Source organism: Klebsiella sp. CN_Kp104 (assembly GCF_040064515.1).
GTDB lineage: Bacteria > Pseudomonadota > Gammaproteobacteria > Enterobacterales > Enterobacteriaceae > Klebsiella > Klebsiella aerogenes.
Genome location: NZ_JBEAII010000008.1, coordinates 246038 through 260179 on the forward strand (window position 1 = coordinate 246038; position 14142 = coordinate 260179).

A 14142-nucleotide genomic window follows, 5' to 3' on the forward strand; every position below is an offset into this window, starting at 1 on the left:
GCCGCCCGGCTGAGAGTGGTTTAGAGGATATGCCCCAGCGTCTGGCGCAGATGCGCGCCGGAGCCCAGTAGGCCTGGGTTATCATGGACGATGAGATAAACCGGAATATCCTGCACGTAGGCTTTAAAGCGCCCTTTATCTTCAAACCCGCCGCGGAAACCCGATGCCTTAAAGAACTCAAGGAAACGCGGGACAATACCGCCTGCGATGTACACGCCGCCGAAAGTGCCGAGGGTCAGCGCCAGGTTACCGCCAAAGCGCCCCATAATGACGCAGAATAGCGACAGCGCGCGGCGACAATCAATGCAGGTATCCGCCAGCGCGCGTTCAGTGACGTCCTTCGGCTGCAGGTTTTCAGGCAAACGGCCATCGGATTTAACAATCGCCCGATACAGATTAACTAATCCCGGGCCGGACAGAACGCGTTCGGCGGACACGTGGCCTAACTCGTTGCGTAGCTCCTCGAGAATAATGCCCTCTTCTTCGCTGTTCGGCGCGAAATCAACGTGGCCGCCCTCGCCAGGCAGGCTCACCCAGCGTTTATCAACGTGTACCAGGTGCGCTACGCCAAGACCGGTACCTGCGCCGTAGACTGCGATCGGTTTACCTTCCGCCGGTTGCGCGCCGCCGAACTGGATCAGATGCTCGTCTTTGAGCATTGGGATCGCCATCGACACCGCGGTAAAATCATTAATGATTTCCAGATGCGCGAATCCGAGGTTCTTTTTCATCTCGGCAATAGAAAAAGCCCAGGTATGGTTGGTCATCGCTACCCAGTCGCCGGTGATGGGGCACGCAATGGCGATGCAGCCATCATCGACCTTCACGGCTTGTTCGTCGAGATAGACGCGTACAACGGCCTCAAGGCTTGGATAATCGAGCCCGGAATAAGTTTTAGCGCGGGAAATCTCCCCGCTTGCGATATCACATAACGCCAGACGGGCGTTAGTTCCGCCGACGTCTCCTACTAAAGCAAATTTTGTCATTCCGTTACGGCTCCGCTAAAGTCAAAATAATTCTTTTCGCACACTGTAAATTCATGGCGACATAACAACAACGCCCAACGTACAGCCGCCGGTAGTTTAGCGACATTGGTCACATTTAGCCTGTAATCTATGTAACACGGCATCTTATGACCTACACGCAACGTCAGGTTTGGCCTTAAGTTTATCGTTTCAGCACCATTTGCGCCGAAGCTCTTTACAGAGACAGGCAAAGTAGCGCTTCAGGACATTTAAAAGGAACCCTTCATGTTGCACCCGCGCGCCAGAACGATGCTGTTGTTATCGATACCCGCCATTCTTATTGGTATCGCTTCCAGCCTGGTATTGATTGTGGCGATGAAGATCGCCGCGATTCTGCAGAGCATCTTGTGGAGCGACCTGCCGGCACATGTCGGCATTGCCGCCGATAGCCCGCTGTGGATAATTGCCATCCTCACTCTCACCGGAATTGCCGTGGGGCTGGTAGTCCGTTTCAGCCCCGGTCATGGGGGGCCGGATCCGGCAACCGAATCCTTGATCGGCGCGCCCATCGCCACCAACGCGCTACCGGGGTTACTGGCGGCATTGATTCTCGGCCTCGCGGGCGGTGTCAGTCTCGGGCCGGAACATCCGATCATGGTCGTCAATATAGCGCTTGCCGTCGCCCTCGGTTCGCGCCTGTTTCCACGGGTAAGTTCGCTGGACTGGACAATTCTCGCCGCGTCGGGAACCATCGGCGCGCTGTTCGGCACGCCGGTTGCCGCCGCGCTTATTTTTTCGCAAACGCTCAATAGCAGCAGCGACGTTCCGTTATGGGATCGGCTGTTCGCCCCGCTGCTGGCGGCGGCGGCTGGCGCATTGACGACCGGTATTTTTTTCCATCCCAATTTCACTCTGCCAATCCCGCACTATCCGCACCTGCGGATCGTCGATATCATCAGCGGCGCGATTGTCACGCTTATCGCCATCGCCGTGGGCATGGTCGCCGTGTGGTGTCTGCCGCGTCTGCACGCGCTCATCCACCGGCTGAAAAATCCGGTGTTAATGCTGGGAATCGGTGGTTTTTTACTGGGGATCCTGGGCGTTATCGGCGGACATATTACGCTATTTAAAGGTCTGGATGAAATGCAGCAACTGGCCTCCAGCCAGACGCTTGGCGCTGGCGATTTTCTGCTCATTGCCGTGGTGAAATTGGCGGCGCTGGTGCTGGCGTCCGCATGCGGTTTCCGCGGCGGGCGTATTTTCCCGGCGGTGTTTGTCGGCGTCTCGTTGGGGCTAATGCTGCATGCTCACGTTGAAGCGGTACCGGCCGCCATTACCATCTCCTGCGCGATCCTCGGCCTGGTGCTGGTCGTTACCCGCGACGGCTGGCTGAGTCTGTTTATGGCGTCAGTAGTGGTGCCTGACACCACCCTGTTGCCGCTGCTTTGTATCGTGATGCTCCCGGCCTGGCTACTGCTGGCCGGGAAGCCGTTGATGATTGCCAAACGCCGCGGCGATTAGCCGCGGTTGTTGCGATTTTCCAGCGCCTGGGTGACCGCACGTAAGAAATCAGGAATATCCATTTTCGGCAGCATGACTTCGACCATCGTTAACTTATCGGAGTTAACGCTATCGGCCATCGCCTCCGCCAATTCGCCGGTTTGCGTTACCCGCCAACAGCGGGAAGGCGTATCCGGCGCAAAAGCATCGGGGAAGCGGCTCCAGTCCCACAACGCGATATCGTTGTAGCGCTGTTCCGGCCCGTGAATCGCGCGCTCGACGGTGTAGCCCTCGTTATTCAACAGCAAAATTAACAGCTTTTGCTTATCGCGCAGCATTGAGCTCATCTCCTGGATAGTGAGCTGGGCGGCGCCATCGCCAATGATTAATACCACCCTTCTGTCCGCGGCGGCTGTCTGTGCGCCGTAGGCGGCAGGCAGCGTAAAGCCGATTGAGCCCCATAGCGGCTGTACCAGCAGCGTCGCCTGTGAGGGAAGTTTTAATGAGGCGATGCCGAATGCCGAGGTCCCCTGATCGGCAAGAATAATATCGCCCGGCCGCAGCTGTTTCTCGACCGTACTCCAGAAGTTTTTCTGCGTCAGATTCCCCTGCGGTGCGCCGGAAGCGTCGGGGGCGATGATATCTGGCGCGCTCCATTCGGCGGACAGCTTGCCAGAAACGTCAATGAGTGCCGCCAGCGCCTGATCCATCGGGATCCGGCTGAACCAGTGATCGCCAACCCGCGCGGCAAACGGCTGGATTTCGATGGTTTTCTCCGTTGGCAAATGATGGGTAAAGCCGGCGGTAATCGTATCGGTAAAGCGCGTACCCACGCAGATGATGGCATCGGCGCTTTCCATCGCCTCGCGAGTCTGCGGCGCGCTGGCGATCCCGCTATAGGTCCCGGCAAAACCTGAGCCTTGTTCGTCAAATAGCCCTTTCCCCATCAGCATGGTGGCGTGGGTAATAGGCGCGGACTTAACCCACTGCTGTAGTGTGTTTTGCAGACCGTAACGCTGAGCGAGAAAATCCGCCAGCAGCGATACGCGGCGACTGCTGCGCAACAATTTGGCCGCGTGCTCGCGAAAGCCGGCAAGCTGGTTTTCATCGGCCGCCGGGCCCTTAATGACCAGCGCGCGGGCCGGCGGCACCGCACGGGCTTTCGCCACGTCGGCAGGCAGCATCAGATACCCTGGGCGGTGGTGGGTCAGCATGTCGCTTAATACCCGGTCAATTTCATGACAGGCGTTGCCCGCCGTTAGCGTCGCCTGAGTACAGGTAATTTGTTCGCTCATCCGCGAGAAATGGGTGAAATCGCCATCGCCGAGCGTATGGTGCAGGAGTTCACCGCGCTGCTGCGCGCCGGTAGAAGGCGCGCCCACAATATGCAGCACCGGGATATGTTCCGCATAACTACCGGCCACCCCATTCAACGCGCTTAACTCCCCTACGCCGTAGGTGGTTAGCAGCGCGCCAGCGCCTTTTATGCGCGCATAGCCGTCTGCGGCGTAGGCCGCGTTCAGTTCGTTAGCACAGCCGACCCATCCCAAATCTTGATGGGCTATCACGTGATCGAGAAACTGTAAGTTGTAATCACCAGGTACGCCGAACAGGCGATCGATACCACAATCTACGAGACGATCCAGCAGATAATCGCCAATGGTGTAAGTCGGTTGCATATCCATAATCCTTGTTGTTGTGCAGGTAATCTGAGTATTAGATATGCGTTTTAACTGTCCAGATTGTGAGCAACAAAGAGGGTGGAAAGCAAAATTTACGCGTTTTCCCCATATACTCCGCATACAACATTGATTAGTGTAAACGTATACACACCCTGTTTTGATGCGGAGGAAGTATGGTTTACCAGGCAAATAACACGCGTTATCAGGCCATGGAGTACCGCCGATGCGGGCACAGCGGCCTGAAGCTACCGGCGATATCTCTCGGCCTGTGGCATAACTTTGGCGATGAAACACAGGTAGAGATCAGCCGCCAGTTGCTGCGTCACGCCTTCGACCTTGGTATTACCCACTTCGACCTGGCGAACAATTACGGCCCACCGCCGGGATCGGCGGAGAGCAACTTCGGGCGGATCCTGAAAGAAGATTTTCTGCCCTACCGCGACGAACTCATCATCTCCAGTAAAGCGGGCTATACCATGTGGGACGGCCCTTATGGCGACTGGGGGTCGCGCAAGTATCTGGTCGCCAGCCTCAACCAGAGCCTGAAGCGGATGGGCCTTGAGTACGTCGATATCTTTTATCACCACCGCCCGGATCCGGAGACGCCGCTGGAGGAGACCATGCGGGCGCTGGATCATCTGGTTCGCCAGGGGAAAGCGCTCTACGTTGGTTTATCAAACTACCCGCTTGAGCAGGCGCGTCAAGCTATCGCTATCCTCAACGATCTCGGCACGCCTTGCCTGATTCACCAACCCAAATATTCGATGTTTGAACGTTGGGTGGAAGAAGGATTATTAGCGATGCTGCAGGCCGAAGGCGTGGGAAGTATAGCGTTTTCACCGCTTGCCGGCGGGCAGTTGACCAACCGCTATCTAAACGGTATTCCGCCAGACTCCCGCGCAGCCAGCAATAGCCGTTTTTTACAGCCGGAACAGCTCACCGCCGAGCGGCTGGAAAAAGTCCGCCAACTTGACGCCATTGCCGGGCGCCGTGGACAGAAGCTCTCACAGATGGCGTTAGCCTGGGTGCTGCGAGAAGATAAGGTGACGTCAGTGCTGATCGGCGCCAGTAAAACGGCGCAACTGGACGATGCCGTAGGCATGTTAGGCAATCGCCAGTTCAGCGCTGAAGAGTGCGCCGCTATTGACGCGATCCTTGCGGTGTAAACTCATTTTTACTTTGGCAAAAAATGCTATTTCTTGCGATTTAAGAGTTCCCTGATGCTACGTCTCTTTACCGGCTCGTAATATCTGGTTAACAGGTCATTTAAGACCCGATCGTGAGGAGAAGAGTATGTTCAGGTCACTGATTCTGGCTGCGGTACTACTGGCATGCGCGCCGGTTATCGCTAATGCTGGTGAAATCACCCTGCTGCCATCGGTAAAATTACAAATTGGCGATCGTGACGGTTACGGTAACTACTGGGACGGTGGCGGCTGGCGCGACCGTGATTACTGGCGTCGTCATTATGAATGGCGCGATCACCGCTGGCATCGCCATGATAACGGCTGGCATCGCGGTTGGGATAAACGCGGCTGGGATCGCGGTCGCGCTTACGAGCGCGGCTATCGCGAAGGCTGGAACGATCGTCGTGGCGGCTGGGGCCGAGGCCCGGGCGGCGGACGTGGTCACGGCCACGGGCACCACTAATTGATAAAGGGAGCGCAAGCTCCCTTTTTTGTTGCCGTATTAATCTAATGCTGAACCAATAATCAGCCAGCCGTTCAGCGCCACCACAATCGCCACAATCAGCCAACCGATGCGTTTTACCCACCGACTATTAACCAGATCGCCCATTAACCGCGCATCGCTGGTAAAAATTAGCAGCGGCACCAGCGCCAGCGCAATCCCGAAGCTCAGCAACACCTGACTCATCACCAGGATACGCGTCGGGTCAAGCCCCATCATAATCACGATAAATGACGGCAGCATGGTGATTGTCCGGCGAAACCACAGCGGAATATGGAAGCGGATAAACCCCTGCATCACGACCTGCCCGGCAAGCGTTCCGACTACCGTCGACGAGAGACCGGCGGCAACCAGACTGAGACCAAAAACCGTCGCGGCGGCATGGCTGAGCAGCGGTTCGAGAGTTAGATAAGCCTGGTCGAGATCGGCCACGCCGGTGTGGCCGTTGAAGTGAAACGCAGCGGCGGCGGTCGCCATCATCGCCAGGTTAACGAAACCAGCGATGGTCATCGCAATCGCCACATCCCAACGCGTGGCGTTATAGCGTTCTTTGCGCGACCCATCGTGCAGGTTCTGCGTCAGCGACGAGTGCAGATAAATAACGTGCGGCATAATCGTCGCGCCGAGTACCCCGGCGGCAAGGAATACCGCCTCACCATTAGGCAGACTCGGAATGATCATGCCTTTGGTCAGCGGCGCTAACGCCGGCTGCGAGAAGATAAGTTCAACCACATAGGCCGCTGCTACAAACAGCAGTAGCCCGCCAATGACTTTTTCCAGCGGTTTCTGCCCGCGACGCTGCAACATCAGGATCAGGAAAGTCGCGACACCGGTCAGCACCGCCCCCTGCAATAAGGAAATGCCGAGCAGCAGCTTAAAGCCGATGGCCGCACCGATAAATTCAGCCAGATCGGTCGCCATGGCGATAATTTCCGCCTGTACCCAATAAAACCATACCACCGGGCGCGGGTAGTGATCGCGGATCTGTTCCGCGAGGTTTTTACCGGTGGCGATACCGAGCTTGGCCGATAACACCTGAATCAGCATCGCCATCAGGTTCGCCCAGACCACTACCCATAATAATTGATAGCCAAAGCTGGCGCCTGCCTGGATATTCGTGGCGAAGTTACCCGGATCGATGTAGCCGATGGCAGCAATGAACGCGGGCCCCATCAGTGCGAGCCTCATCTTGCGCGCTGCGCGACCGCTGCTATTCTCAACGCGACTGCTAGTCATTTTCTGCCCCTGGAAATATAGCCTTTGCTATGTTTAATGCTATCAAAATGCGAATGATTATCAAGTTCATTTAGAAAGGTGATAATGATTGCTTTGATAGGAGGGAACGATAGTAGGCCAAATAACGAAACGGGCGTGAAGCTGTGGACAACGCGCCTTTCATCAGATTAGTACATTAATGCAACTTTTAATACCTTTGCATAACATAACAAAAATGTACGATTGATCACTATTTTTGTTATTGGTCACATATCCTTGCAATAGTGTGGATTCGATCTCGTTTTATTTAGGCTTGTTGCATAGAATGTGCACGGAAATTTAACCTGCCTCATATTTGGAGCAAATATGGACCGCGTCTTGCATTTTGTCCTCGCGATCGTTGTGGTGGCTATACTGGCCTTGTTGGTCAGTCACAACCGTAAGCAGATCCGCATTCGTTATGTTATTCAATTACTTGTTATTGAAGTTTTGCTGGCCTGGTTCTTCCTGAACTCCGATGTCGGTCTGGGTTTTGTGAAAGGCTTTTCCGAGATGTTCGAGAAACTTCTCGGTTTCGCCAACGAGGGCACCAACTTCGTATTCGGTAACATGAACGATAAAGGTCTGGCCTTCTTCTTCCTGAAGGTTTTGTGCCCAATCGTCTTTATTTCCGCGCTGATTGGTATTTTACAGCATATTCGCATTCTACCGATTGTCATCCGCGCTATCGGTACCGTGCTGTCGAAAGTTAACGGCATGGGTAAACTGGAATCTTTCAACGCCGTCAGCTCGCTGATCCTCGGTCAGTCGGAAAACTTCATCGCCTATAAAGATATTCTCGGCAAAATGTCGCGCAACCGTATGTACACCATGGCGGCAACCGCGATGTCTACCGTTTCGATGTCTATCGTCGGCGCGTATATGACTATGCTGCAGCCGAAGTATGTGGTTGCCGCGCTGGTGCTTAACATGTTCAGCACCTTTATCGTCCTGTCGCTGATTAACCCGTACCGCGTTGAGCAGAGCGAAGAAAACCTGCAGATGTCCAATCTGCACGAAGGTCAAAGCTTCTTCGAAATGCTGGGCGAATACATTCTGGCAGGCTTTAAAGTAGCGATTATCGTCGCGGCGATGCTGATCGGCTTTATCGCGCTGATTTCCGCACTCAACGCCCTGTTCGCGACCGTCACCGGCTGGTTTGGCTACAGCATCTCCTTCCAGGGGATCCTCGGCTACATCTTCTATCCGGTTGCGTGGGTGATGGGCGTGCCGGCGAGCGAAGCGCTGCAGGTGGGCAGTATTATGGCGACCAAACTGGTGTCTAACGAATTCGTGGCGATGATGGATCTGCAGAAAGTGGCAGCGACGCTCTCCCCGCGTGCGGAAGGTATCATCTCTATCTTCCTGGTCTCCTTCGCCAACTTCTCTTCTATCGGTATCATCGCCGGGGCAATTAAAGGCCTGAATGAAGAGCAAGGTAACGTGGTTTCCCGCTTTGGCCTGAAACTGGTTTACGGTTCCACGCTGGTCAGCGTGTTGTCAGCTTCCATCGCTGCGCTGGTGCTGTAATCCCAAACTGACGTTAATAGCATAATAAGCCGGGCAGCGTTATCGCCCGGCTTTTTTACGCCTTTAATTCGCTTAACGGCTGCGGTTTGCCAATCAGGTAACCCTGTAAATAATCGACGCCCAGCGCCAACAGCATCGCCTTTTGCGCCTCTGTCTCGACGTACTCTGCGACTACCGTAAGCTGTTTCGCCCGCGCGATTTCGATTATGGATTTGACGATAATCGCATCAAGCTGGTCGCTCTCGATTTCGTGCACGAAGCAGCCGTCAATTTTTACGATATCCGCCTGCAGGCTCTTCAGACGCTCATAGTTCGCGTAACCGGTACCGAAGTCATCAATGGCGATAGCGCAACCGAACTCACTCAGCAGCTGAATATTATGCATGCTGGTATCCGCATTCGAGAACGCCTGCTCCTCGGTTATCTCAATCGTAATATACGCAGGCGATACGCGATAACGTTTAAACAGTGCGATAATCTGAGCGGCGCTATCCTTTTGCATCAGCGTATACGGCAGCAAATTGACGGAGAAGCGACGGCCAGGATGGTGATCGATCTGGCTGAACAGCGTTTCCAGAACCAGCATATCGAAACGCTGGCTGAGGTTGAACTGCGCAATAAGCGGAATAAAACGATCCGGCGTGATAATCGTCCCGCCGCAACGCATACGGGTGAGGATTTCGTAATAGCCCTCCCCTTCTGCGTTCTGAATCGGCTGCGCATACAGCAGGAGGCTACGCTCGTTCAGCGCTTGTTTTATTTTCGTCAGCATCCGTACCTGTTCGGTCGTTTGATCGGAAACCTCTTCCTGCGCGATATCTAACGCCAGCACCCGCTGCACGGCGCCAGCCTGCTCCGATAACCAGCTAAGCTGGCCAAGCATGGGGTGTAATTCGGTCTCAATGCCGCTGTAACTCCCCCACGCCGCGCCAAACTCTAAATCCAGATCCTGGTTATGCCAGTTAAATTTAGCGTGGTTAAGCATCGCGACGATGTGGTTTAACCGTGCCGCCGGTTCCGGCCCCTCTATCACCAGCAATAACTCGCTACCCGGGAGCTGATAAATTTTATCGTGGTGATCCAGGAGCGGCTGCAGACGGCGGGCTATTTGCCGTTTGCACTCTACACGCATCATCATGCCGTAGTGACGGCTAAGGAAGTCCAGGTTTTCGATACGCAGGCTGCTAATAACAACCCGAGGCGATTGGCGCAAATGCCCTTCCAGCGCCCGCAGATTGGGTAACCCGGTTAACGGATCTTCTTCAGCCCGATCGCGCCAGCGCTGTTTAATTCTCTCGCTACGCGAATAAATATCCGTCATGTAAAACAAACAAATCGTGAATGAAATTAACACCGACAGGACAAATGACAAGGAGTACCCCGATTGAACGCCCTGGAGAAAATTTTTGTTATAGGCCACTAAAAAGAATGCCGAAATAGCCCAGGTAATGCGAATTAATTCGTGCCCCAGCCGGCCGATACCGATGAAGTAGAGAATAAAAATAATCGGCACCAGATATCCAGCAATTAAATCTGAATCAAAAGGCGCGCAAAGCACCAGCATGATTGTGATTAATGCCATAAACCAATATATGGTAAAGGCTCTTCTTTTTTTCACCAGCCACGGTTGGCAATGACGCAACCAAAACACCCGCCGGTAACGTGGGCTAACCATCATTCTCATCGGGTAATAGAAAGCGGTAGTAAAGATTAAGGCGGCGCATATCAACGCCTGGATATCAATAACGGAATAGATGATCGACGCGGTACTGAAGTAGCTGGAGACGGCAAGCGGGAAGGCGAAGAAGCGCCCCGCCAGATACATCGTCAGCTTAAGCAGAATGGGGGCAAAGAAGCCGCCCCAGAAGATACGGCGACCGATATGGCGCTTGGCAGGCCTTCCGCTACGCCATTTTTTCCCCGACAACGAGCGCATGATAGCGAAGGTGAAAAAGACGGAAAATAACTGACAAAATAACAGGATAGCGGCCTGTGTATAAGTTAGATCTATTACAAATGTATTAGTAATTGCAAACGCAACAATCAAGGGGGCAACGGCGTAACGGCCAAAAATACAAATGGTTGCGTACATTACGCTTAATGGCAGCCATGCCAGATAAATTTGTTTTCCGTCGATAAGGGTTTGCGGAGAAATTAATCGAGATAGCGGAATAAAAATCAAACAAACAATTAACGCCAGCAGAGTTTTTTTAACTTTGATGTTAAATATGTCAGTCATTATTGTTAATCAACACCTCTGCGGCTAAAAAATTATAAGCAATCAGAAAATAGTATGTTGGTTAATAATGGCAGGCAAGAAAATAAATCGAGAAAAATTCCTAAATTACGTTGGTTTTTATTTGCTCGATACACGCTGACGTAAGCTTAACGTCATTTACATTAACGGCGCAAAAAGCAAAAACCCCCGCCGTAGCGAGGGTTCGAATTTTGGTGGAGCTAAGCGGGATCGAACCGCTGACCTCTTGCATGCCATGCAAGCGCTCTCCCAGCTGAGCTATAGCCCCACAGGACCTCTTTACGAACCAAATCCGCTGGGTGCAGAATTTGGTGGAGCTAAGCGGGATCGAACCGCTGACCTCTTGCATGCCATGCAAGCGCTCTCCCAGCTGAGCTATAGCCCCGTAACGTAAAGCGTGTCGTGTTGACGGGCGGCATAATATGAATTCCTTCGCCAGGTGTCAACGGCAAAATTACCCCTCCTGATTCAATCGCTGAAAAAGCAGGCAAATAGCTGACAATGCGAGCCTTATCGCAGGCAGGCGTTAAACATGTCACTATTTCCTGTAAAAGGATGCTATAACATGAAGCACTAATTCCCACATATTTACTCAGGAAATAGTATGCTCAAGGAACGAATGACTCCGGAAGAAATTGCGCATCTAACTGGCTTCAGCCGACAGACGATAAATAAATGGGTCCGTAAAGAGGGGTGGCAAACTTCTCCGCGGCCTGGCGTGCAGGGAGGCAAAGCGCGTCTCGTACACGTTAACGAGCAGGTACGAGAGTTTATCCGCAATGCCCAGCGCGTAGCGGAAACGCCCTCGCCCTATTCGGTCGCCGAGACCGATCTCGAGCCATTATTGCTGACGCTCTGTAAAGAGATGACTCATCGCGAACAGAAGCAGCTAATGTCGCTGCTGCTGCGTGAAGGCATAACCGGGTTGTTAAACCGTCTTGGAATACGCGGCCAGTAAAAAACGAATGATGAAACTGAAAGAAAAAATGACGCCTGCAGAGCTTGCCGAAGTTCTGGGTCTGGCCAGACAAACGGTCAACCGCTGGGCGCGGGAACAAAAGTGGCGAACCGAGGCGATTCCCGGCGTCAAAGGCGGGCGTGCGCGTTTAATTGTCATCGACCGGCCAGTGATCGATTTTCTGACCAATATTCCGGCATTTCGTCATCTGAATGAAGAGTATCAGCTCGCCGAACAGCCCAGCGGCTACTTTATCAATGAAGCGGATGCGGTATGGCGGCAAATCGCCGATACGCTGCAGCTGATGACCGCCGCAGAACAAACTCACCTGCGCGATCTTCTTGCTCGCGATGGCATTAGTGGCTTCCTGGCGCGGTTAGGTATTAACACTGCGACAAAATAGCGGCGAAAAAAAACGGCAGGATTAACCTGCCGCTTGCTTTAGCTTACGCTCGGCCTCAGGACTGCTGGCTTTCGCGTTCGGCGATAAACGCCAGCGCTTTGTTGATACGTTCAACGCTACGGGATTTACCGATGGCATGAACGGTGACATCCAATGCCGGGGACTGACCCGCGCCGGTTACGGCCACGCGCAGCGGCATGCCCACTTTACCCATGCCCACTTCCAGCTCATCGGCAGTCGCCTGAATCGCATGGTGGACATTTTCCGCCGTCCAGTCGCTAATGGCCGCCAGCTTATCGCGAACCACTTCCAGCGGCTGACGCGCCACCGGGCGCAGGTGTTTCTTCGCTGCATCGGCGTCGAACTCGGCGAACTCTTCATAGAAGTAACGGCAGCTCTGAGCAATCTCTTTCAGCGTTTTGCAACGCTCGCCCAGCAGTTTAACCAGTTCGGACAACTGCGGGCCGTTACGGGTATCGATATTTTCCTGCTCAATGTGCCACTGCAGATGCGTCGCGACATATTCTGCCGGCAGCGTGTTGATGTAGTGATGGTTTAACCACAGCAGTTTATCGGTGTTGAACGCACTGGCGGACTTGCTGACCGCGCCCAGCGAGAAGAACTCGATCATCTCTTCGCGGGTGAAGATCTCCTGATCGCCATGGGACCAGCCCAGACGCACCAGATAGTTCAGCAACGCTTCCGGCAGGTAGCCGTCGTCACGGTACTGCATCACGCTCACCGCGCCGTGGCGCTTGGAAAGTTTTTTACCGTCATCGCCGTTGATCATCGATACGTGCGCATAAACCGGCACCGGCGCATTCAGCGCTTTCAGGATGTTGATCTGGCGCGGGGTATTGTTGATGTGGTCTTCACCGCGGATCACGTGGGTGATCGCCATATCCCAGTCATCCACCACGACGCAGAAGTTATAGGTCGGGGAGCCGTCAGTGCGGCGAATGATCAGATCGTCCAGCTCCTGGTTGCTGAATTCGATCGGCCCGCGGATCTGGTCGTCAAAGATAACCGAACCTTCCTGCGGGTTGGCAAAACGCACAACGCAAGGCTCATCGGCGGCGTGATGCTGATGATCATGGCGGCAGCGGCCGTCGTAGCGCGGCTTTTCACCGTTCGCCATCTGTTCTTCACGCAGCGCGTCGAGACGTTCTTTCGAGCAGTAGCATTTATAAGCGGTACCTGCTTCCAGCATTTCATCAATAACCGCGTTATAGCGATCGAAACGTTTAGTCTGGAAGTACGGACCTTCATCCCACTCCAGATTCAGCCAGTTCATCCCATCCATGATGGCTTCAATTGCTTCCGGAGTGGAGCGTTCGAGATCGGTGTCTTCAATACGCAGCACAAACTCACCGCCGTGGTTACGTGCAAAAAGCCAGGAATAGAGAGCAGTACGCGCACCGCCAACGTGCAGATAGCCTGTTGGGCTTGGCGCGAAGCGAGTTTTGATTTTCATGAATTGGCCTTACGTTTAATAAAGATGCCGATAGTCGGCAGTGTTCTTGGAATTGATAGGGGAATATTCTAACACCACGGGCTGATTCCTCAATGTAGATCCCGCCTCAACATCACGCTTTACCATTTTTGTTTATAAATCATACACCGAAGCTGATTTTGCGATCGCTTTGTTTAATTTTACGACGAACAAACAAATTATTTAGAAAAGGCGTTGACTCAATTTCAACTCTCCCTATAATGCGACTCCACACAGCGGGGGTGATTAGCTCAGCTGGGAGAGCACCTCCCTTACAAGGAGGGGGTCGGCGGTTCGATCCCGTCATCACCCACCAACTACTTTACGTAGTCTCCGCCGTGTAGAACAGAAAATTGAGAAGTGGGTGATTAGCTCAGCTGGGAGAGCACCTCCCTTACAAGGAGGGGGTCGG

At 53.7% G+C, this 14142-nt stretch carries 11 protein-coding genes and 3 tRNA genes; 7 read left to right on the top strand and 7 right to left on the bottom strand.

What is annotated here, in order from left to right:
• Nucleotides 1-20 precede the first annotated feature (20 nt).
• Nucleotides 21-986 (bottom strand): glucokinase, encoded by a 966-nt coding sequence (gene glk / locus ABLU80_RS12280; protein WP_020078214.1) that lies wholly within the window; start codon nt 984-986, stop codon nt 21-23.
• 264 nt (nt 987-1250) lie between these two features.
• Here glk and ABLU80_RS12285 point away from each other — a divergent pair, with 264 nt between their 5' ends.
• Complete coding sequence (locus ABLU80_RS12285) at nt 1251-2486, top strand: ion channel protein (RefSeq protein WP_013878151.1); 1236 nt, start codon at nt 1251-1253, stop codon at nt 2484-2486.
• Here ABLU80_RS12285 and ABLU80_RS12290 read toward each other — a convergent pair.
• Complete coding sequence (locus ABLU80_RS12290; RefSeq protein ID WP_020078213.1) at nt 2483-4144, bottom strand: thiamine pyrophosphate-binding protein; 1662 nt, start codon at nt 4142-4144, stop codon at nt 2483-2485. The two genes, ABLU80_RS12285 and ABLU80_RS12290, sit on opposite strands and share 4 nt — an antisense overlap.
• A gap of 176 nt (nt 4145-4320) precedes the next feature.
• On the opposite strand from ABLU80_RS12290, the gene mgrA reads away from it, so the two are divergent.
• Both mgrA and ABLU80_RS12300 read left to right on the top strand, forming a co-directional pair.
• A complete protein-coding gene (mgrA, locus tag ABLU80_RS12295; RefSeq protein WP_020078212.1) occupies nt 4321-5313 on the top strand; it encodes an L-glyceraldehyde 3-phosphate reductase in 993 nt (330 codons plus the stop codon).
• A 127-nt stretch (nt 5314-5440) separates the two neighbouring features.
• On the top strand, nt 5441-5797 hold the full coding sequence (locus ABLU80_RS12300) for a DUF2502 domain-containing protein (RefSeq protein WP_013878154.1): 357 nt from the start codon (nt 5441-5443) through the stop codon (nt 5795-5797).
• Nucleotides 5798-5836: 39 nt separating this feature from the next.
• On the opposite strand, the gene ABLU80_RS12305 is transcribed toward ABLU80_RS12300, so the two are convergent.
• On the bottom strand, nt 5837-7072 hold the full coding sequence (locus ABLU80_RS12305; protein ID WP_020078211.1) for an Nramp family divalent metal transporter: 1236 nt from the start codon (nt 7070-7072) through the stop codon (nt 5837-5839).
• Between the two features lie 345 nt (nt 7073-7417).
• On the opposite strand from ABLU80_RS12305, the gene nupC reads away from it, so the two are divergent.
• Entirely contained in the window at nt 7418-8620 is a 1203-nt protein-coding gene (gene nupC / locus ABLU80_RS12310) for a nucleoside permease NupC (RefSeq protein ID WP_013878156.1), read from the top strand.
• A gap of 55 nt (nt 8621-8675) precedes the next feature.
• Here the strand turns inward: nupC and ABLU80_RS12315 are convergent, their stop codons facing one another.
• The 3 genes from ABLU80_RS12315 to ABLU80_RS12325 all read right to left on the bottom strand — a co-directional run bounded on the left by ABLU80_RS12315 (nt 8676) and on the right by ABLU80_RS12325 (nt 11262).
• Nucleotides 8676-10859 carry an EAL domain-containing protein gene (locus ABLU80_RS12315; protein WP_348850012.1) on the bottom strand — a complete coding sequence of 728 codons (2184 nt, stop codon included), beginning with the start codon at nt 10857-10859 and terminating at the stop codon, nt 8676-8678.
• Nucleotides 10860-11069: 210 nt separating this feature from the next.
• Nucleotides 11070-11145 (bottom strand) — tRNA-Ala (locus tag ABLU80_RS12320).
• A 41-nt stretch (nt 11146-11186) separates the two neighbouring features.
• Nucleotides 11187-11262: transfer RNA gene (locus tag ABLU80_RS12325), tRNA-Ala, on the bottom strand.
• Nucleotides 11263-11481: 219 nt separating this feature from the next.
• Here ABLU80_RS12325 and ABLU80_RS12330 point away from each other — a divergent pair.
• Both ABLU80_RS12330 and ABLU80_RS12335 read left to right on the top strand, forming a co-directional pair.
• Nucleotides 11482-11835, top strand: a complete 354-nt coding sequence (locus tag ABLU80_RS12330; RefSeq protein WP_013878158.1) for a YfeC-like transcriptional regulator — start codon at nt 11482-11484, stop codon at nt 11833-11835.
• A gap of 7 nt (nt 11836-11842) precedes the next feature.
• Nucleotides 11843-12238, top strand: a complete 396-nt coding sequence (locus ABLU80_RS12335) for a YfeC-like transcriptional regulator (protein WP_015365514.1) — start codon at nt 11843-11845, stop codon at nt 12236-12238.
• A 55-nt stretch (nt 12239-12293) separates the two neighbouring features.
• Here the strand turns inward: ABLU80_RS12335 and gltX are convergent, their stop codons facing one another.
• Nucleotides 12294-13712, bottom strand: coding sequence for a glutamate--tRNA ligase (gltX, locus tag ABLU80_RS12340; protein ID WP_020078209.1), 1419 nt, complete (start codon nt 13710-13712; stop codon nt 12294-12296).
• Between the two features lie 258 nt (nt 13713-13970).
• Here gltX and ABLU80_RS12345 point away from each other — a divergent pair.
• Nucleotides 13971-14046: transfer RNA gene (locus ABLU80_RS12345), tRNA-Val, on the top strand.
• The last annotated feature ends 96 nt before the right edge of the window (nt 14047-14142 follow it).